Below are 19,170 nucleotides of genomic sequence, written 5' to 3'. Positions count from 1 at the left end.
CATGTCTCCCGAAATTGGGAACCGGTTTCGGGATAAAGACATGCGTAAAACCAAAAACCTAAAGCGCATGAAGCGAATCTGAAAGATCGCGACGCGCTTTAGGCCCCGTTTCGGATGATCTCGGAAGGTCAGTTACAGCTTGTGCCAGGTCTGGCTCTTGCAGATCAGGCCGCCGAGCACGCAGCCGCTCATCTTGAGCGAGGTGCCCGACAGCGTCGCCTTGCCCGAATAGGTCTTGTCGGTTTCCGGGTCGGTGATGGTGCCGGTGTATTTGTTGTCGCCGGCGGCCTTGAAGGAGCCGATCGTCTTGCCGGAATATTTGCCGGATTTCAGCGTGATGGAAAACGCATCGCTGCCAGCGATTGCCGCCGTCGAGCCGGCCTGCGTCTTCCAATTGCCTTCGATCGGGTCGGCCCACGCGGCGCCCGCCATGATCAAGGTGGCCGCCAAGGCCAGGCTCGTCTTTCGAAACATCTTGTTCTCCTCCCAACGGGCATGCGGCGGGCTCCGGCCCGCCTTCCAGTCCCTTACGCAAAGGTAAAGCTAATCCAGCTCCCGCCAAAACAAAAGCGGTGCCGCCACGGAAGGTTGTAGCGTTTTTCGCCTCGCGTATGGCCGAAAATGAACGGCACTGGAAAAACGCTTCGGTTCCCGTGGTTAGCGAAGTCTTGATTCCGCTCCCGCCAATTTTCATCGAATTTGACGCAAAACCGCGCAAACGCTGGATTCCCATGCTTAACGAATTTCGGCGTTTACCTCTTGTTTTAGCTTTGTTTTCCGCAAATTAAGCAAGCCATTTAACGACGGATTCAAGGCCAGGCTTCATCCTCGAAAGCATCGAAAGAGCAGCCCGCCCCGAGGGAAATCACGGGACAGAAGGAGGCAGCTCTCGGGAGCCAGACAGGGGATTGAAATGGCACGTTTTGAAATGCTTGAAGACGGCTTCGGCGCCATGGGGGCAACTGCCCAGGCCGACATTCTTTTCGAGCTGGGCATGATGTATGCGACCGGCCGCGATTGCGAGACCGACGTCGTCGCCGCCCACAAATGGTTCAACATCGCCGCTATCAAGGGTTCGGTCCGCGCCGCCGAGCTGCGCTCGGAACTGTCTGCCACCATGTCGAAGGTGGAGATCGCCATGGCACTGCGCGAAGCCCGCGAATGGATGACGATGCACTGATCCTGCGCGCAGCGCTGAGAGGTTGATTTGGACAAGGCCGCGAAAAGACGGCCGGCTCACAAGACCAAGAACGCGGCAGGCCAACAGGGCGAAGCCACGCGACTAAACAGGGAAGCGAGCGGGTTTCAGGCGCGGGGGCGTCTGGGGAGCTCGACTGCAAAAGCCGCGACCGACCGAAACAAGGGGGCGCGGCTTTTTGCATTACGCGAGGTAATCAAGTGGGCGCGTGGCCCAAGAAATCCTCGCCGGAATGAACCAAAACGGGTCTCATTGTCCTCTCGACAGTCTCGGCGAAGGGTGAAATTGTCCCGGCTCTGTGAAAGAAGCGCGGCCATGCCGCCGCGCACAAGTGGAGGAGTTCTTATAGCCATGAAAAGATTGGGCATTTTGAGCGCGGCCGCATTTGGCCTGATGATGAGCGCCCCGGTTGCCTTTGCCGACGACATCACCATTTCGGTGGTCGGCCCGATGACCGGCCAGCTCGCCACCATCGGTGACCAGTTCAAGCAGGGCGCGCAGGCTGCCGCCGACGCCATCAACGCCGCCGGCGGCGTCAACGGCTCGCAGATCAAGCTCGACATCGAGGACGACCAGTGCGATCCGAAGCAGGCGGTGTCGGTCGCCAACCGCATCGTTGCCAACGGCGTCAAGTTCGTCGACGGCCATGCCTGCTCGGGCTCGAGCATTCCGGCTTCCGCCGTCTATGCCGAAGCCGGCACGCTGATGATGAGCCCGGCCTCGTCGAACCCGGTGCTGACCGACGCGGCCGCCAAATCCGGCTGGCCGACGATCATGCGCCTCTACACGCGTGACGATGCGCAGGGCGCCTTCATCGGCCCGTGGATCGCCAAGAAATATGCCGGCAAGAATGTCGTCGTCCTGCATGACAAGAGCGCCTATGGCCAGGGCGTTGCCGACGCCGTCAAGGCGACGATGAATGCGGGCGGCCTCAAGGAGGTCGACTATGAAGGCATCAATGCCGGCGAGAAGGATTATTCTGCCCTCGTCACCAAGCTGAAGGAACTCAAGGCCGATGTCGTCTATTTCGGCGGCTACCACCCCGAGGCCGGCCTGATCCTGCGCCAGGCGGCGGAGCAGAACGTCAAGTTCCAGCTGATCATGCCGGACTCGATCGCCTCGCCGGAATTCTGGCAGGTCGCCGGCCCGGCCGGTGAAGGCACGCTGTTCGTCTTCCCGTCGGACCCGCAGGCCAAGCCCGAAGCGAAGGACGCGGTCGCCAAGATCAAGGCCGGCGGCTTCACGCCGGAAGGGTTCACGCTGTTCTCCTATGCCGTGATCCAGGCCGTCGCCGAAGGTGTCAAGCGCGCCGGCACCGACGATCCGGCCAAGGTGGCCGAGGCGCTCAAGGACGGCAAGCCCGTCAGCACCGTCGTCGGGGACGTCATCTTCGACGAGAAGGGCGACTTGAAGAACGCCAGCTACGACATCAACCAGTGGCACGACGGCAAATACGCGCCGATCCAGCCGTAAGTCGGTCCTGTTTGTGTGAAGGTGGCCGGGCTCGTCCCGGCCACTTTCGTTTTATCGCTGGTCCTCCGCGAACCGCACCAGCACAGTGCCGTCGCTGACCTGCGCGCCCTCGGCCGCGATTTCGGCGATCACCCCGTCATGCGGGGCGGCGATCATGTGTTCCATCTTCATCGCCTCGAGGATCAGAAGCGGTTGGCCCTTGATCACCGCATCGCCCACTGCTGCCCGCACCAGCTTGACCAGTCCCGGCATCGGCGCGCGCAGGCTGCCCGAGGCGCTACCCGCCTCGTCGGCCTTGGCGAGCGGATCGGGAACCGTGAAGGTGTAGCCGATGGCGCCTTCGAAGACTGTGACGTGGCCGGGCCAGCGGGCGGCGTGCGGCATGGTCCTCAGATCATGCGTGTTCACGGCATCGTGCGGCGCCTCCAGCGCCACCTGGAAGCGGCCGTCCGGCCGCGCCGATACCCTGGCCAGGATGTTCTCCTCGCCATGGCGCAGGCGGATGCGGCGCGCGAGCGTGTGGAAATGGGCATAGCCTGAGAGCGCCGACCACGGATCTGCGGCCGCACCTGGCGCGCCGGCGTCGGTCGCGGCCAGCGCCGCGGCGGCAATCGTCTCGTCGCTTGGCGCGGGGATGGCGGTGAGCGCCTCCTGATGCCTGCCGATCAGCCCGGTATCGACATCGCCGGCCGCGAAATCAGCGTCCGCGGCAAGCGCCGCCAGGAAGGCGGTGTTGACTGTCGAGCCGGCAACTTCCGTCTCGGCGAGCGCATCGCGCAAAGCCCCAAGGGCGGCGTTCCTGTCCTTGCCGTGGACCACCAGCTTGGCGATCATCGGGTCATAGAAGGGCGAGATCGCGTCGCCGGCGCGTACGCCGGTCTCGACGCGCATCGCAGCACCCTCCGGCGGCGCGTCGGGGAATTTCAGATAATGCAGCGTGCCGGTCGCCGGCAGGAAGCCTTTCGCAGCGTCCTCGGCATAGAGGCGCGCCTCGAAGGCGTGGCCGGAAAGCGCGATCTCGCCTTGCGTCTTCGGCAGCCTTTCGCCGGACGCGACGCGCAACTGCCATTCGACAAGGTCGACGCCGGTGACCATCTCGGTGACCGGGTGCTCGACCTGCAGCCGCGTGTTCATCTCCATGAACCAGAACCGGTCGGTTTTGAGCCCCTGGGAGGCGTCGACGATGAACTCGATGGTGCCGGCGCCCGAATAATTGATCGCCTTGGCGGCCTTTACGGCCGCCTCGGTCATCGCCTTGCGCAGCGCAGGCGTCATGCCGGGGGCGGGGGCTTCCTCGATCACCTTCTGGTGGCGGCGTTGCGCCGAGCAGTCGCGTTCGAAAAGATGCACGGCATTGCCGAAATTGTCGCCGAACACTTGGCACTCGATATGGCGCGGCTTGTCGACATATTTTTCGACCAGCACCCGGTCGTCACCGAACGCCGCTTTCGCTTCGCGCCGCGCGCCCGAGAGCGCTTCGGAAAAATCGTCGGGATGGTCAACGCGGCGCATGCCCTTGCCGCCGCCGCCGGCGCGCGCCTTGATCAGAACGGGGTAGCCGATCTCGCGCGCCTTGGAGGCGAGCAGCACGATCTCCTGCGCTTCGCCATGATAGCCGGGCACGACGGGCACGCCGGCCGCCTCCATCAGCCGCTTGGCGGCGTCCTTCAATCCCATGGCGCGGATAGAGGCGGCGCTCGGCCCGATGAAGACGAGGCCTGCTGCGGTCACCTGGTCGACGAAATCCGGATTTTCCGACAGGAAGCCGTAACCGGGATGGATCGCCTCGGCGCCGGTGGCGAGCGCTGCGGCAACTATCTTGTCGCCGCGCAGGTAGCTTTCGCCGACGGGCGAGGGGCCGATATGCACTGCCTCGTCGGCCATCTCGACATGCAAGGCGCGGGCGTCCGCGTCGGAATAGACGGCCACGCTGCGCACGCCGAGCTTGCGGGCCGTGCGAATGACGCGGCAGGCGATCTCGCCGCGATTGGCGATCAGGATCTTGCCGAACATGGAGCCTCCCGGATGTGGCGCGGGCGGTTCCGATTGGACCTTTGCCCGCCTACTTCGACGCCGCGATCTGGCAACGGCTGCCGGCAGCCACCTTGTAGTGCGCCAGTCCAGATTGACAGGATTTCATTGCCAGGTCCTCGGCCGCCTGTTGCGACGGCGCATTGTACTTGGCGCCGCACAGGACGTAGCCATCCATGACCCTTATAAACCCTGTCGTCGCATAGGCCGAATGGCCGCTTGCGGCGACATAGGCCTTGTAGGCCTTGTTGCATGGGTCCTTGAGGCTGCTGGGCAGAACTGGCGAAAAGCGCTTGTCGCCCACGCTGCCTGCCAGCGATCCGGCCATGCCGGCGCAAGGTGCTGCAATAAGCAACAGCGCCGCAAGGAGCGACGCCGCGGTCTGGTCGAAAAACCGGGAGTTCATGCTGTTTCCCCTGGCATGAAAAAGCTGGCGGTTCACAGCCTATTTGGAGGCCGCGAGGCTGCAGTCGCCGGCCACCGTGACCTTGTATTTGCTCTTGCTGGCGTGACACGACTTCAGTGCCAGGTCCTCGGCCGCCTTTTGCGACGGCGCGTTCAACTTCACGCCACAAATGAAGTACTCGGTTTGCGGAACGATCGGTGTTGCCGCGAAGGCCGAATGTCCCGAAGCCGATATGTAAGCCGCATAGGCCTTTCCGCAGCCGCCAGTCGTGAACCAAGGAATAGTCACCGGATAGCGCACGTCGCCCTTGCTGCCCGCCAGCGATCCGCCGGCCTGGGCGGCGGGCGCTATAAATATTAGAAATCCTGCAAGTATCGAAGCAACCGGCTTGCGGCAATATTTCAAGATCATTTCCACCCAACCCAACCTGCCCAATGCAAGATGAGGAATAGCGAATATTTTTAGCCAAGGCCAGCGGGGGCATGGAAATTCGCATTTGGCTGTATTGAGGAATCCTTTGGTCCATAAGTTCAGCCTTTCCCGGCGCCAGCAACGGTTTGCCGGTACAGCTCGGCCGTCTGGTCGTCGAAGCAACAGAAAGTAACGGTCTCGAGCAGCGTGTCTTGTCGCAGGAAGTCAGTTACGGCGTCGACGGCTATGCCAGTCGCTTCGATCTTCGGATAGCCGTAGATGCCGGTCGAGATCGCCGGAAACGCCACCGTCCGGCAACCATGGCCGAGTGCGATTGCGAGCGAGCGCCGATAGCACGAGGCAAGCAGGCCCGCCTCGCCCTCGTCGCCGCCCCGCCAGACCGGACCGACCGTATGGATGATGAAACGCGCCGGCAGGCGGTAGCCCCTGGTCAGCTTGGCGTCGCCGGTCTTGCAACCATGGAGCATCCGGCACTCGGCGACCAGATCCGGACCGGCTGCGCGGTGGATGGCGCCGTCGACGCCCCCGCCGCCAAGCAGCGAGGAGTTGGCGGCATTGACGATGGCGTCGACCGCGAGCCTGGTGATGTCGCCGGTGTGAATGCTGATCCTGTCGCCAAGAGCGCCCATCGTCACATCCTGAACACGCCGAACTTCGTCTCATCGATGCCGGAATTGAGCGCGGCCGAGAGGCTGAGCGCCAGCACGTCGCGGGTCTTGGCCGGATCGATGATGCCGTCGTCCCAGAGCCGTGCCGAGGAATAGAGCGGGTGGCCCTCATGCTCGTATTTCATCAGGATCGGCTTCCTGAATTTGGCTTCCTCCTCGGCGCTCCATTCACCGCCCTTGCGCTCGATGCCTTCGCGTTTGACCATCGCAAGCACGGTCGCCGCCTGCTCGCCGCCCATCACCGAGATGCGCGCGTTCGGCCACATCCACAGGAAGCGGGGCGAATAGGCGCGGCCGCACATGCCGTAATTGCCGGCGCCGAATGAGCCGCCGATGATGACGGTGAGCTTCGGCACCTTGGCGGTGGCGACCGCCATGACCAGCTTGGCGCCGTCCTTGGCGATGCCGCCGGCCTCGTATTTGCGTCCGACCATGAAGCCGGTGATGTTCTGCAGGAAGACCAGCGGAATGCCGCGCTGGCAGCAGAGCTCGATGAAATGCGCGCCCTTCAGCGCGCTTTCCGAAAACAGCACGCCGTTGTTGCCGATGATGCCGACCGGCATGCCGTGCAGATGCGCAAAGCCCGTAACCAGGGTCGTGCCGTAGTTTTGCTTGAACTCGTCGAACTCCGAGCCGTCGACGAGACGCGCGATCACCTCGCGCACGTCATAGGGCTGGCGCAGATCGGTCGGTACGATGCCATAGAGCTCGCGCGGATCGTAAAGCGGTTGAATCGGCTTCTGCAAATTGAGGCCCAGGGCCTTGTTCCGATTCAGGTTCCTGATGATACGCCGGCAAATGGCCAGGGCGTGTTCGTCATCCATGGCGTAATGGTCGGCGACACCGGAAAGCCTTGTGTGCACATCGGCGCCGCCAAGCTCCTCGGCGCTGACATCCTCTCCGGTGGCGGCCTTCACCAGCGGCGGGCCGCCGAGAAAAATGGTCGCCTGGTTGCGCACCATGATCGTCTCGTCCGACATGGCCGGCACATAGGCGCCGCCGGCCGTGCAGGAGCCCATGACGCAGGCGATCTGCGGGATGCCCGCCGCCGACATATTGGCCTGGTTGTAGAAGATGCGGCCGAAATGTTCGCGGTCGGGGAAGACTTCGTCCTGGTTCGGCAGATTGGCGCCGCCGCTGTCGACCAGATAGACGCAAGGGAGGTTGTTCTGCAGCGCGATCTCCTGCGCGCGCAAATGCTTCTTCACCGTCAGCGGATAATAGGTTCCGCCCTTCACGGTGGCGTCGTTGACGACGACCATCACCTCCATGCCTTCGACGCGGCCGACGCCGGTGATGATGCCCGCGGAGGGAATATCCTCGCCATACATCGACCATGCCGCGAACTGGCCGACCTCGAGGAAGGGCGAGCCGGTGTCGAGCAGTTGCGCCAGCCGTTCGCGCGGCAACAGCTTGCCGCGTGAGACGTGGCGTTCGCGCGCCTCATCCGAGCCGCCCCGTTCGACGCTTGCCGCCTTCTCGGAAATGTCGGCGACGAGCGCCCGCATGCGCTCGGCATTGGCGCGGAAAGTCTCGGAGGAGGGGGAGATCTGGGTTTGCAGTGTGGCCATGGTCGGTTCCTATTGCTCGGTCACGACTTGCAATGTGCCGTCTCGCCGCTCGAAGACATATTCAGACAGAAGGTCAGGCTCATCTCGAAAAACCTGCGTGATCAAGGTGTGGGCTATCTGAATCGCGTTGGGCAGACGCTTGTCGAAGACAAAAACGGCGTCGCGTCGCGGAATGGCTATGAACACTCCATTGGGAAACTGAGGCTCAAGCAGAGCCCAGAATTTGTCGGTCAGCAGAAGGGCGGGCGAGATGGCTTCATCACCTTCCACGGTGAAGATGGATATGCCTTCGCGAATTTTTTCTTGCTTGACCTGCGGAATCTGCTTGTCGATGTTTTCCAGAGCAAGCTGACGAAGCTGTGCCAAGGAACGGCCTCCGACCTCGGAAATCGGCACACTGGCAAGCGATTCCTCTGCATCGATCTGGTAGAGGATCACGACATCGCCAGCGAGTCTCTCGTAGACAGGACCTTTGCCGGGCGCCGCGTCGCCTTGGAAGCCGTGTAGGTGCTCGCGGGGTCGAATATTCGCAATTAAGCGGTCGGCTTCGAAACCACCTGCGGTATCGGTTAGGACAAGAACGTTCAAGAAACGCTGGATCTCGGCTTCGGCTTCATCGGTGGGCAGTTTGCGAAGGCGACCAAGGAGGTTGGTGACGTCCACTTGAAGATTCTGGTCCTTACCCGGGCGCACTGTCGTCACGCTGAGCCGAGCCGGATCTGCGGGATCAGGAGTAGCCTCCTTGACGCGGCTGTCTTCCTTGAGTCTCAAGATGACTTCAGCCCGCAGCGCCGCGGCATCCTTGAACGCCGGCGCCTCAGAATGCGCCGTCGCTACAAATCCGGACAGTGACATAGACGTGACAACTGCCCGTGCTATTGCCCAAAGATGTTTTGGCATTTTGACGTAGCTCACACCCCCTCCGCCATGATCTCGCGGCCGATCAGCCAGCGGCGGATCTCGCTGGTCCCGGCGCCGATCTCGTAGAGCTTGGCGTCGCGCAGCAGCCGGCCCGTCGGGTAATCGTTGATATAGCCGTTGCCGCCGAGAAGCTGGATCGCGTCGAGCGCCATCTGCGTCGCTTTCTCGGCCGCGAAGAGCACGCAGCCGGCGGCGTCCTTGCGCGTGGTCTCGCCGCGGTCGCAGGCGGCCGCCACCGCATAGACGTAAGCCCGCGCGGCATTCATCGTCGTGTACATGTCGGCGAGCTTGCCCTGCACCAGCTGGAACGTGCCGATCGGCTGGCCGAACTGCTTGCGCTCGTGGACGTAAGGCACCGCGACGTCGAGGCAGGCTGCCATCAGCCCGATCGGGCCTCCCGAAAGCACTGTCCGCTCATAGTCGAGCCCCGACATCAGCACCTCGACGCCGCGCCCTTCCTCGTGCAGCACATTCTCGAACGGCACCTCGACATCCTCGAAGACGAGCTCGCCGGTGTTGGAGCCGCGCATGCCGAGCTTGTCGAGCTTCTGCGCCACCGAAAAGCCGGCCATCGTCTTTTCGACGATGAAAGCGGTGATGCCGCGCGAATGGCGCTCCGGATCGGTCTTGGCGTAGACCACCATCGTTCCCGCGTCGGGGCCGTTGGTGATCCACATTTTCGAGCCGTTGAGCACATAGCGGTCGTTGCGCTTTTCGGCGCGCAGCCTGAGCGACACCACGTCCGAGCCGGCGCCCGGCTCCGACATCGCCAGCGCGCCGACGGTTTCGCCCGAGCAGAGGGCCGGCAGGTATTTCTCCTTCTGCGTCGGCGTGGCCCAGCGGTTGATCTGGTTGACGCAAAGGTTCGAATGCGCGCCGTAGGAGAGGCCGACGGAGGCCGAAGCGCGCGAGATCTCCTCCATGGCCACGACATGCGCGAGATAGTTCATGCCGGTCCCGCCGAAATCTGGATCGGCGGTGATGCCGAGCAGGCCGAGCGCGCCGAGCTCGCCCCACAGATGCGTTGGGAACTCGTTGGAGCGGTCGATTTCCGCCGCGATCGGCGCGATCCTGTCCTGGGCGAAGCGCCGCACGGTGTCGCGCAACGCCTCGATGTCGGGATCAAGTCCGAAGCTGAGCGTGTTCGTGTACATGCCGTTCCTCCCTCCCTGCGCACGCCCCGGTCATCGCGGGGATCATGCCCGTATCAGAGTGCCACGGCGTCCCCGGCGCGCCCGGAAGGCCGCGCGGTGCCATGGCTGATTGTCGCGCCGACCAGGCGCATTGTCATCGAAAGATATGATGCCGTGACTTCGGCGATCGACAGTCGTTCGCCCGGACGGAACCAGACGATCACGCCGGTCATCATCTGGATCAGCGCCATGGCGGTCAGGCCTGTATCGTCGACCTCAAAAGCCCCGACTTCCACGCCGTCGCGCAGGATCGTGCGCAGCTCCTTCTCATAGGCTGTGCGCATCTTGAGGATCTGCGTCAGCCTTTCATGCGACAGGCTGCGCAACTCCATATTGGAGACATGGGTGGCGTGGCGCCGCTCGATGTGGAAGGCGATGTGGTTCTCGACATAGGCGGCAAGCCGGATGACCGGATCGGCGCTCGCCGGTCGCGCCGCGTCCCAGGCCTTGAGCAGACCTTCCATATGCTCTCGCATCAAGGTGAAAAGCAGATCTTCCTTGGTCGGGAAGTAGCGGTAGAGCGCGGCCGCCTGCACGCCGACCTCCGCCGCCAGCTGGCGCATCGACATCGCCTCATAGCCCAGGCGAGCGATCAGGCTGACCGCCGCCTCGCGGACGGCCGCCTCGGTCTTTTCCCCGTCTGAGCCTGTGGTGCGTGCCATATTCGCCTCCCGCCGTACTAATAAAACGAACGTTCAATTAATTCAAGATGGGAAGAAAACAATTCCTCGCCCCGCAAAGCGGGGAAGAGGTCGCTCGGGCGAAGCCCGAGCCGGAGCGGGGGTTGCGGCGCTGGGAGGTTTGTTCTGAAATTCATCAGGATTGCGCTGTCCCCCTCTCCGTCGCGGCTTCGCCGCGCCACCTCTCCCCGCTGTCCTGGGGCGAGGAATGGCCCTAGACGATGATCCTGAAATCCGCCGGCGCGGCGTCGCCCGCTTCCTCGATCTCGACCTTCGAGACGAGCGCGCCCCGCGGCCCTTGCCACAGACGTTCGGTCATCGCCGCGACAGCGGCATCGGCGCCGGCAATCAGAGCGGTGACCGAGCCGTCGCGCTCGTTGCGCACCCAACCCGTCAACCCGAGACGTATGGCCTCGCCGCGCGTCCAGACACGGTAGCTCACGCCTTGCACCGTGCCGGAAACACGCACCCGAACGGCTTTTTGCTCACCTTGCATCGCCCGCTCCAGAACCTCCCCCATCATCTGGCGCACGAAAGGTCAAATGCAACCGGTTTGAGGGACAGGTGGCGCGGTGGATTAAATAATTGACTCAGTCAATCAATGGAGAAATTATCGGATGCAATGTCCCCAGGAGGTCAGCATGCCGCATGAAGCCCTGGTCCATGAGATTCGTCGCTTCAACCGGTTCTATACCGGGCTGGTGGGGTTGCTCGATGAGACGTTGATGCAGAGCCCTTACACGCTGGCCGAGGCCCGCATGCTGTTCGAGCTCGGGCGCAAGCCCCGACCCGGTGGACGAGCTGGTCTGCTGGCGCGCATGTTTCATCTCGACCTCGCACCGGTGGCATCCGAACTGGCCGGAGAACTAGACCTCGCCCCTGCCTATCTCATGCGGGTGCTTCGGCAATTCGCCGCCACAGGGCTCGTGGAGATGCGCGAGGACCCGGAGAATGGGCCGCCCGTCCTTGCGCTGACCGAGCGGGGTAAGGCCGCGCTGGCCGATCTCGAGGCGGCGACGAACCGCGATCTCGCTCGCCTGACCGTCAAGCTCGGGGACAGGCAAGCCGCTGAGCTTTCCGATGCGCTGAGCCGCGTGACACGCCTGCTGGCGGCCGCGGGAATGTGAATCGACCAATCTGCTCCCCAGGAAGCAGGGGAGGGGTTCGATCAGTTTCCCCGCGCCGCCGCGAGCGCACCCGGCAGTTCCTCGGCGAAGATGTCGAGCTCATGGTCGAGCCCGACGCTGACCCTTATGCAGCGGTCGAGCCTGGCGACCATCGGCTTGCGAATGAACACGTCGCGTGACAGGAGGGCCTGCATCACCTTCAGCGCGAAGGCGCCGTCGCGGCCGCAGTCGATGGTGACGAAATTGGTCGCCGACGGCAACGGTTTCAGGTCGTTCTGCCTGGCGATGGCTGAAATGCGCTCGCGGCCAGCCGCCACGCGCGCCACCACCGTGCGCAGATAATCCTGATCGGCAAGCGCCTCCAGGCCGGCGATCTGCGCCATGCGGCTGACGCCGTAGTGGTTGCGGATCTTCTCGAAGTCGCGGATCACCTCGGCCTCCGCCACGGCGTAGCCGCAGCGTATCCCGGCCAGGCCGTAAGCCTTGGAGAAGGTGCGCATGCGGATGACGTTCGGCCGCGCGACATCGATCGCCGGCAGCGCCGAGGCCGGGCCTAGCTCGCCATAAGCCTCGTCGAGCACCAGCATGGTGGTTTCCGGCAGCGCCTCGATGAAGCGGACGACATCCGGCGCCTCCCACCAGCTTCCCATCGGATTGTCGGGATTGGAGAGATAGACCAGCGGCGCCTTTTCGCTGAGGACCTTGGCGAGGAGCCCGCCCAGGTCCTCCTTGTCGTTGGCATAAGGCACCGTCACCAGCCGGCCGCCGACGCCAGCGATGTGGAAATTGAAGGTAGGGTAGGCGCCGAGCGAGGTCGCCACCGCATCGCCCGGGGCGACATACATGCGGGCCACCAGGCCGAGCAGCCCATCGATGCCTTCGCCGACGACCACGTTTTCGACGGCCACGCCGTGATGAGCGGCCGCTGCAACCTTCAGCTCGTAATTGTCGGGGTCGCAATACATCCACTGGTCGCGCGCAACGCTCTCCATCCGGGCGATGACGCGCGGCGAGGGCCCGAAACTGCTCTCATTGGCGCCGATGCGGGCGCGAAAAGGTCGCCCGCGCTCGCGCTCCTGCGCCTCCGGCCCGACGAACGGCACCGTAGTGGGAAGCGCACCGATGATCGGGGTGAGGGAAGGGCGCTGGCGCATGGCAAAGGGCTCGGTTGAAAAGGGGGGTTCTTGCTAGCGCGGGCGGGGAATGGGTGCAAGGTGGGTGAGACCGTGATGGCTTGCGGCGTGGCCCGGACCGGATTCCAACGCCTCTTTTTTGGTAGCGAGGTGTCATGAAAAATGGTCTGCCTCCTGCTTGGTCCAAGCACATCAAAGCCGGCCAGGCGAAACCTATTGGTGCAAGCCAGCCCCGTTCAAAATAAATTTGCTTGCGAGCGCGCAGGCCGACGACGTGCTGTTGAGGCAAGCCTATGCGCATCAGCAGGCCAAACGGCTGGAGGAGGCTCAGGACTTATCGTTGATTGAAGACCAAGGGGCGCAGTCACGGCGTCTCATCGATCATCTCGGGCTGCCCTGGAATGATGCCTGCCTCCGATTTTTGACACGAACGGCTCAGTAAATACCTATAGCAATTGGCAGGTTCGCCAGCCGATCTACAAGTCGTCGGTCAAGCGATGGAAGAATTACGAAAGCGAGATCCAGCCGCTGATCGAGGCGTTGGGCGATCTAGCCGATACCTGACCTTAGTTCAGTCGCGGTTCGATGTCAGGCGGATCATAGCCCGTCAGGTATTAAGTGCTGTCGTAACGGCCTGATTTAATGGCATTCCATTTACAAAAAACCCGGCGGTTGCCCGCCGGGTTTCGATTTCGATCAGGCGACGCCTGTTAGAACGAGCGCTGGAAGCGGAGCAGACCGCCGACGCTGTTCTTCTTGTCGGCGCCGGTGAAGTTGACGACGTCGGCACCCGAAACCCAATCATCGAACTTGCCGAAGTGATCCCAATCGACTTCGGCCGTGACCGTAAAGCCGGGGACGATGTCGTAAGCGACGTTCGCGGCCACGCCGTAGTTCTTGTCTTCGTCACCCGACACCTGGAGGTTGAACGAGGTCTTCTCGTTGAACTTGTAGGTGCCGCCGGCCCAGAATGCCCAGTTGCCGCCCCAGATTTTATAGAAGCCGCGACCACCGGCCCCGATGGCATAGGTCGGGTCGCTGAGGTTGTCGTCGCTGCCATAGCCGAACATGCCGAACAGCGACAGTTCGTTGGTGACATTCACATCCAGGCGAACCTTGCCGGCGACTTCTTCATAGTTGCTGTCGTAAGCAACGACGCCGGTGATGGCGCCCCACCCTTGAGTCCACTTCACGCCGCCGACGACATGCGGAACGTAGCTGTCGATCGTGCCGACGACGCCCGAACCTTCTTCCAGCGAGACCACCGCCGAGAAGCCGTTGCCGGCGTCGAAATAGTACTGGACGACGTTGGTGTCGAAGTCGCCATAGGGGACGATCGTATCCTGGATGACGTTGCCGGCGTAGCCGATGAACGTATCGAAGGCCGATTCGTCCTTACCGACGCGGAGGCCACCGAGCTGAATCCAAGCGAAGTTCAGCGAAACGTTCTTGTTGCCGGCAGGATTGCTGTTGAATTCATCCGCTGCCGTGGTCGGATCGTCTGCCGATGGGTAGCCGTTGCGGTTGCCGAAGTTGAAGCGGGTCTCGGTGTAGGTCTTCAACGTGCCGAGCTCGGTTTCCTGGCCGGTCCAGGTCTTCAGCGTGAAGCGGGTGTTCTTGTAGAAGGTGCTCTGCTCATCGCCGTCCTCATGGTCGAACGACTTGGCGCCGTCGAAAGAGCCGACGTCGCCGACGCCGATGTCGTAACGGACATAACCGCCGACGCGCAGGCAGGTCTCGGTGCCGGGGATGTAGAAGTAGCCCGAGCCGTAGACGTCGCAGATCTTGACGTATTCAGCCGGTTCCGGCTCGGCGACGGTCACCGCGTCGGCGGCGCGGGCGCCCGAAACTGCGATCAGGGCCGCAGCTGAGCCGAGAAGAAGGCTCTTGATGTTCATTTTCTGACCTCCAGTCAAAAGTTAAAAAACGGGTCTGGGTATTTTTTGCTGAAGGACAGCGTTCCCTGCCCCATCCCCACTACCGAAAAAGATGCGCACCGCGCCGCTCCTTCGAACATGACCTTTACCCAGGCGGCGGCGGCGTTCAACCATGTTCGTGTCGGCGAAAGCCCGATCCGGACGCTATACCCGGGCGTTGTTGCACAAATGACACGATTTGGCCTCACTCCGAAAGCTCTCGTTAACCATCAGGGCCTCCACGGCGGCTGAATCCGGCCAAATCCGGCGATCGGCCGGCTGAATTGCGGCGTCCCGGCGAGTCGCCTCGTCCGGTTCTTGCCGCAGAATCGCCTTGCGAAGGGAGGCTTGTCGCGCGCAGCGCGGGGGAGGATGGCGGAGAGGATGGGATTCGAACCCACGAGAAGCTTTTGACCTCTACTCCCTTAGCAGGGGAGCGCCTTCGACCACTCGGCCACCTCTCCGTCGCGCCGCTGGATAAAGAAAAGCGTGGGCACAATCAACAAGCCGGCGCCATAATCGCCGAAAAATCGTTAGGCCGACAGCTTCTGAAAGCGGTGGAGCATCGGCATCGCATCGGCCCAGACGAGGCGAATCGTGGACTTACTAGGCCTTTTCGAGCCAGCAGAGGCGCCTTCATTGGAGCGCCATCGTAGACCGGAAACCGGATACGCAATCACCGGCAGACGCCCTTCATCACGCTGCACGGGGCGAAAAAGAGCGCAATAACAACGCATTGCCTATAATTTTGGCCGAGAGTCCACATCGCTTGCGTTCGATTCTGACTGGAGGTCAGAAAATGAACATCAAGAGCCTTCTTCTCGGCTCAGCTGCGGCCCTGATCGCAGTTTCGGGCGCCCGCGCCGCCGACGCGGTGACCGTCGCCGAGCCGGAACCGGCTGAATACGTCAAGATCTGCGACGTCTACGGCTCGGGCTACTTCTACATCCCCGGCACCGAAACCTGCCTGCGCATCGGCGGCTATGTCCGTTACGACATTGGCGTCGGCGACGTCGGCTCGTTCGACGGCGCGACGTCCCGCGATGTTGAGGACGGCGACAGCAACGACACCTTCTACAAGAATGCCCGCTTCACGCTGAAGTTGTGGACCGGCCAGGAAACCGAGCTCGGCACGTTGAAGACCTACGTCGAGACCCGCTGGAACTTCGGCAACCGCAACGCCGACCTTGGTGATCCGACCAACGACGATTTCGGCGTCAATCCGGCCTTCAACAAGGGCACTTCGCTGAACTTCGCCTGGATCCAGCTCGGCGGCCTTCGCGTCGGTAAGGACGAATCGGCCTTCAACACGTTCATCGGCTACGCCGGCAACGTCATCCAGGATACCCTGGTTCCTTACGGCGACTTCGACACCAACGTCGTCCAGTACTACTTCGACGCTGGCAACGGCTTCTCGGCCGTGGTCTCGCTCGAAGAAGGCGCGGGCGGTGGCACGGTCGGTTCCTACGGCGTGGGCACGATCGACAGCTACGTTCCGCATGTCGTCGGCGGCGTGAAGTGGACTCAAGGGTGGGGCGCTATCACCGGCGTCGTCGCCTATGACAGCAACTATGAAGAAGTTGCCGGCAAGGTTCGTTTGGACGTGAACGTCAACGACGCGCTGTCGCTCTTCATCATGGGCGGCTACGGCACCGATGACAACTACAGTGACCCGACCTATACCTTCGCAGCCGGCGGTCGCGGCTTCTACAAGCAGTGGGACGAAAACTGGGCGATCTGGGGCGGTGGCACCTACAAGTTCAACGAGAAGACCTCGTTCAACGCTCAGGTCTCGTATGACGAAGGTGAGAACCTCGGCATCGCCGCCAACATCGCCTACGACATCGTTCCCGGCTTCACGGTTACGGCCGAAGTCGACTACGTCAATGCAGGCAAAATTGACGAAGTCGACACCCTTGGCACGAACCACAACTGGACCGGTATCTCTGCTGGTAACGACGACGCCATCGGCGGCATGCTCCGCTTCCAGCGCTCCTTCTAAGGGTCGGACTGCAACAACTGAAATCCGGCCCGGGCGTCAAATGCCCGGGCCGTTTTGTTTTCGCGATTGGTCGAAGCAAACGAAAGGATGGGGGTGAAACGGTAAGCTGATCGGGTCTGTGGAGCGACTTTGTGGGATCCGCCACCGGCGGATGTGGTCGGCCGCTAGATTCGAAAACTCTTGAAAGGACATCTCCGAACGGTTAGGGCTGAAGGCTTAACCACAGGGGGTGTGGCTAAAAATGTCGAACGAAGCGGTTCAAGAGGCCGAGGCCTCTGGTCATTTTGCGTTCTTTTCTTCTCAGAATTCGAAGTTTAACTACACGTACAACAAGATCAGAGAAGTAAAGTCGTATCGGATCGGGGAGCTTTTTGCAGCTTATCGAGATATACTCTGGGATGACGGGCGGCATAAATACAATGTCAGCTCTTTCATCGGTGAAATAGACGAGATCCTCCTCGGAGAGCGTTTCAGCACCTTTGACCAGAACACCCTGGACAATCTTATCGGTACATTGCGCCAGCGCGGGAACAGCAACGCGACCATCAATCGCAAGATGGCTGCCCTCAGCAAGCTGCTGCGCAAGGCTCATAAGATGGGAGATATCCACAGCCTGCCTGAGTTCCGCCGCCAGAAGGAGCGGGCAGGACGGATTCGTTTCCTAGAAAGGGACGAAGAGGCAAGGCTGTTCGCGGCGATCAGGAGCCGCAGCGAGGATGCCTACCGGCTTTCCGTCTTCCTGGTCGATACCGGCTGCCGCCTCGGCGAGGCGCTCGGGCTGATCTGGAACGACATCCAGGAGCATCGCGTCTCCTTCTGGATCACCAAATCCGGCCGCAGCCGCACCATTCCGATGACCGAACGGGTCAAGGAGGTGATCAAGCTGCCGCCGAACACCGAAGGACGCCGGCCGAAGGGCCCGTTCACCAAGCTCAGCCAGGCGCAGTACCGCGCCATCTGGAACGAGGCGAAGACGGAAGTCGGTCTCGGCGCCGACGAGCAGGTGGTGCCGCACATCCTGCGTCACACCTGCGCTTCACGTCTCGTCCAGGGCGGTATCGACATAAGGCGCGTTCAGATGTGGCTGGGCCACCAGACATTGTCGATGACCATGCGTTACGCGCATCTCGCCACCAACGATCTCGACGGCTGTGTCGTCGTTCTGGAAAAGCCGCGCGGCGATGAAACCTCGGCGCGGTCGGCGGAGAGTTCCGTGTTCGGGTCGCCCCTGACCACGCCGACCTCGACGCCATCACCTCGGAAGGCGAAAGGGTCGGAACCAGTCAAAGCGCCCCGCAAGCGCTCGAAAGGCAAGTAGGCCGGTCGGATCGGCCCTGTTGGCGGGTTAAAATTCTATATTTCAGGACGAAGCCCGAGGCCGATATAGTCTCGGGCTTTACTTTATTTGGCTTGTTTTTCTTCTCGATCGAGGAACGCGGCGATCTTTTCCGGCAAATCGCCGGTTTCGAGGAAGGGTGCATGACCCTGGCCCTCGACGGTGACCGATTCCATCCCGGGATGACGCCTGCCCATCTCCTCAAATGTCGCCACGGACAGAAGTTTCGAGTTTGCGCCGCGAATGGCAAGCAGCGGCACGGCCGCCAAAGCCTCGAACTGCGGCCACAGGTCCGACAGCGGCTTCGAAAAATCGACATTGGCCAGCGTGTCGACCAGCGCCGGATCGAAATCCGGCACCCAGCCGGCGGCCGTCTCGCGGCAGATTGCCCGCACCATCCTCGCCCAGTCGACGTCGGTGAGCGCCGGGAAATCGGCGCTATGCACGAGCCGCTGGGCATCCACCGCCTCAGCAAACGTCTTCGGTTTCGGCGCACGGTCGAGATAGGAGCGGATATGGGCTAGCCCCTCCGCCTCGATCACCGGGCCGATGTCGTTCAGCACGATGGCCTTCAGCACAGTCGGCTTCAATGCCCCAAGCACATGGATGATCAGCCCGCCGCGCGACGTGCCGACGAAGGCTGCCTGCTCGACGCCGAGCGCCGACATCCCGGCAAGCACGTCGCCAGCTTCGACCCCGACATTATAGTGGCCGATATCGGGATCGTAGTCCGACTGGCCCCGGCCGCGGTAGTCGAACGCGATGACCTTACGGGGGTTCTCCACCTTGCTGGAAAGGTGGAGCGCCAATTCATGGAAGTCGCGGGCATTGCGGGTGAGGCCCGGCAGGCAGATGACCGGCCAGCCGCCGGCGTTTCTTTCGCCATAGATCCGGGCATGGAGCTTCAGGCCGTCGGGTGCGGCATAGAAGAAGTCGGAGAAACCTTCGTCGCTCGCCATGCAATGCCACTCCTCGCTGGGGATGACCGACAGCTACAGGCGATGGGCAGGGATCGTCAAACGCTCTTGCCTTCTCCCCTTGTGAGGGTTTTGCACGGGAGCCGATATTTAGCGCACGAGGCAG

The 19,170-nt window shown here is 62.3% G+C and carries 18 protein-coding genes, 1 tRNA gene and 1 pseudogene; 6 read left to right on the top strand and 14 right to left on the bottom strand.

The window, feature by feature from the left end; genetic code table 11:
• Window positions 1–132: 132 nt before the first annotated feature.
• On the bottom strand, window positions 133–474 hold the full coding sequence (locus tag E5X34_RS31670) for a DUF2147 domain-containing protein (protein WP_126064738.1): 342 nt from the start codon (window positions 472–474) through the stop codon (window positions 133–135).
• Between the two features lie 439 nt (window positions 475–913).
• Between E5X34_RS31670 and E5X34_RS31665 the strand changes: the two genes are divergently transcribed.
• Complete coding sequence (locus E5X34_RS31665; RefSeq protein WP_042639605.1) at window positions 914–1,180, top strand: sel1 repeat family protein; 267 nt, start codon at window positions 914–916, stop codon at window positions 1,178–1,180.
• Window positions 1,181–1,549: 369 nt separating this feature from the next.
• Window positions 1,550–2,671 (top strand): ABC transporter substrate-binding protein, encoded by a 1,122-nt coding sequence (locus E5X34_RS31660; RefSeq protein ID WP_292573043.1) that lies wholly within the window; start codon window positions 1,550–1,552, stop codon window positions 2,669–2,671.
• Window positions 2,672–2,722: 51 nt separating this feature from the next.
• Here E5X34_RS31660 and E5X34_RS31655 read toward each other — a convergent pair whose 3' ends face one another.
• From E5X34_RS31655 to E5X34_RS31615, 9 genes are all read right to left on the bottom strand, one after another.
• Entirely contained in the window at window positions 2,723–4,684 is a 1,962-nt protein-coding gene (locus tag E5X34_RS31655) for an acetyl/propionyl/methylcrotonyl-CoA carboxylase subunit alpha (protein WP_292573041.1), read from the bottom strand.
• 49 nt (window positions 4,685–4,733) lie between these two features.
• Window positions 4,734–5,144: a hypothetical protein gene (locus E5X34_RS31650; protein ID WP_366664942.1), complete on the bottom strand. Its 411-nt coding sequence runs from the start codon at window positions 5,142–5,144 to the stop codon at window positions 4,734–4,736.
• A gap of 3 nt (window positions 5,145–5,147) precedes the next feature.
• A complete protein-coding gene (locus E5X34_RS31645; protein ID WP_292573038.1) occupies window positions 5,148–5,519 on the bottom strand; it encodes a hypothetical protein in 372 nt (123 codons plus the stop codon).
• 119 nt (window positions 5,520–5,638) lie between these two features.
• Window positions 5,639–6,169 (bottom strand): O-acetyl-ADP-ribose deacetylase, encoded by a 531-nt coding sequence (locus tag E5X34_RS31640; protein ID WP_292573034.1) that lies wholly within the window; start codon window positions 6,167–6,169, stop codon window positions 5,639–5,641.
• Window positions 6,170–6,171: 2 nt separating this feature from the next.
• Window positions 6,172–7,779, bottom strand: a complete 1,608-nt coding sequence (locus E5X34_RS31635; RefSeq protein WP_292573031.1) for a carboxyl transferase domain-containing protein — start codon at window positions 7,777–7,779, stop codon at window positions 6,172–6,174.
• A gap of 9 nt (window positions 7,780–7,788) precedes the next feature.
• Window positions 7,789–8,694 carry a hypothetical protein gene (locus E5X34_RS31630; protein ID WP_292573028.1) on the bottom strand — a complete coding sequence of 302 codons (906 nt, stop codon included), beginning with the start codon at window positions 8,692–8,694 and terminating at the stop codon, window positions 7,789–7,791.
• Window positions 8,691–9,854: an isovaleryl-CoA dehydrogenase gene (locus E5X34_RS31625; RefSeq protein WP_292573025.1), complete on the bottom strand. Its 1,164-nt coding sequence runs from the start codon at window positions 9,852–9,854 to the stop codon at window positions 8,691–8,693. The genes E5X34_RS31630 and E5X34_RS31625 overlap by 4 nt, the downstream gene beginning before the upstream one ends.
• 53 nt (window positions 9,855–9,907) lie before the next feature.
• Complete coding sequence (locus E5X34_RS31620; protein ID WP_292573022.1) at window positions 9,908–10,555, bottom strand: TetR/AcrR family transcriptional regulator; 648 nt, start codon at window positions 10,553–10,555, stop codon at window positions 9,908–9,910.
• A 232-nt stretch (window positions 10,556–10,787) separates the two neighbouring features.
• The gene (locus E5X34_RS31615) at window positions 10,788–11,069 is read right to left on the bottom strand and encodes an acylphosphatase (RefSeq protein WP_292573019.1); all 282 of its coding nucleotides are present in this window, start codon (window positions 11,067–11,069) and stop codon (window positions 10,788–10,790) included.
• Window positions 11,070–11,214: 145 nt separating this feature from the next.
• On the opposite strand from E5X34_RS31615, the gene E5X34_RS31610 reads away from it, so the two are divergent.
• The gene (locus E5X34_RS31610) at window positions 11,215–11,700 is read left to right on the top strand and encodes a MarR family winged helix-turn-helix transcriptional regulator (RefSeq protein WP_292573017.1); all 486 of its coding nucleotides are present in this window, start codon (window positions 11,215–11,217) and stop codon (window positions 11,698–11,700) included.
• Window positions 11,701–11,741: 41 nt separating this feature from the next.
• Here E5X34_RS31610 and E5X34_RS31605 read toward each other — a convergent pair whose 3' ends face one another.
• Complete coding sequence (locus E5X34_RS31605; protein WP_292573015.1) at window positions 11,742–12,854, bottom strand: pyridoxal phosphate-dependent aminotransferase; 1,113 nt, start codon at window positions 12,852–12,854, stop codon at window positions 11,742–11,744.
• A 316-nt stretch (window positions 12,855–13,170) separates the two neighbouring features.
• On the opposite strand from E5X34_RS31605, the pseudogene E5X34_RS31600 reads away from it, so the two are divergent.
• Window positions 13,171–13,397, top strand: a pseudogene (locus E5X34_RS31600) (sulfotransferase); the annotation flags it as partial.
• Window positions 13,398–13,543: 146 nt separating this feature from the next.
• Here E5X34_RS31600 and E5X34_RS31595 read toward each other — a convergent pair.
• Together E5X34_RS31595 and E5X34_RS31590 are read right to left on the bottom strand one after the other, a co-directional pair.
• Complete coding sequence (locus E5X34_RS31595; RefSeq protein ID WP_292573013.1) at window positions 13,544–14,731, bottom strand: porin; 1,188 nt, start codon at window positions 14,729–14,731, stop codon at window positions 13,544–13,546.
• A gap of 391 nt (window positions 14,732–15,122) precedes the next feature.
• Window positions 15,123–15,213: transfer RNA gene (locus tag E5X34_RS31590), tRNA-Ser, on the bottom strand.
• 335 nt (window positions 15,214–15,548) lie between these two features.
• On the opposite strand from E5X34_RS31590, the gene E5X34_RS31585 reads away from it, so the two are divergent.
• Window positions 15,549–16,751, top strand: coding sequence for a porin (locus E5X34_RS31585; protein ID WP_292573011.1), 1,203 nt, complete (start codon window positions 15,549–15,551; stop codon window positions 16,749–16,751).
• 241 nt (window positions 16,752–16,992) lie between these two features.
• Window positions 16,993–18,069 (top strand): site-specific integrase, encoded by a 1,077-nt coding sequence (locus E5X34_RS31580; RefSeq protein WP_292573009.1) that lies wholly within the window; start codon window positions 16,993–16,995, stop codon window positions 18,067–18,069.
• Window positions 18,070–18,152: 83 nt separating this feature from the next.
• On the opposite strand, the gene E5X34_RS31575 is transcribed toward E5X34_RS31580, so the two are convergent.
• Window positions 18,153–19,046 (bottom strand): alpha/beta hydrolase, encoded by an 894-nt coding sequence (locus tag E5X34_RS31575; protein ID WP_292573007.1) that lies wholly within the window; start codon window positions 19,044–19,046, stop codon window positions 18,153–18,155.
• Between the last annotated feature and the right edge of the window lie 124 nt (window positions 19,047–19,170).

Source organism: Mesorhizobium sp. (assembly GCF_004963255.1).
GTDB lineage: Bacteria > Pseudomonadota > Alphaproteobacteria > Rhizobiales > Rhizobiaceae > Mesorhizobium.
The sequence above is the reverse complement of the archived record's forward strand: the minus strand, read 5'-3'. Positions and strand labels throughout refer to the sequence as shown.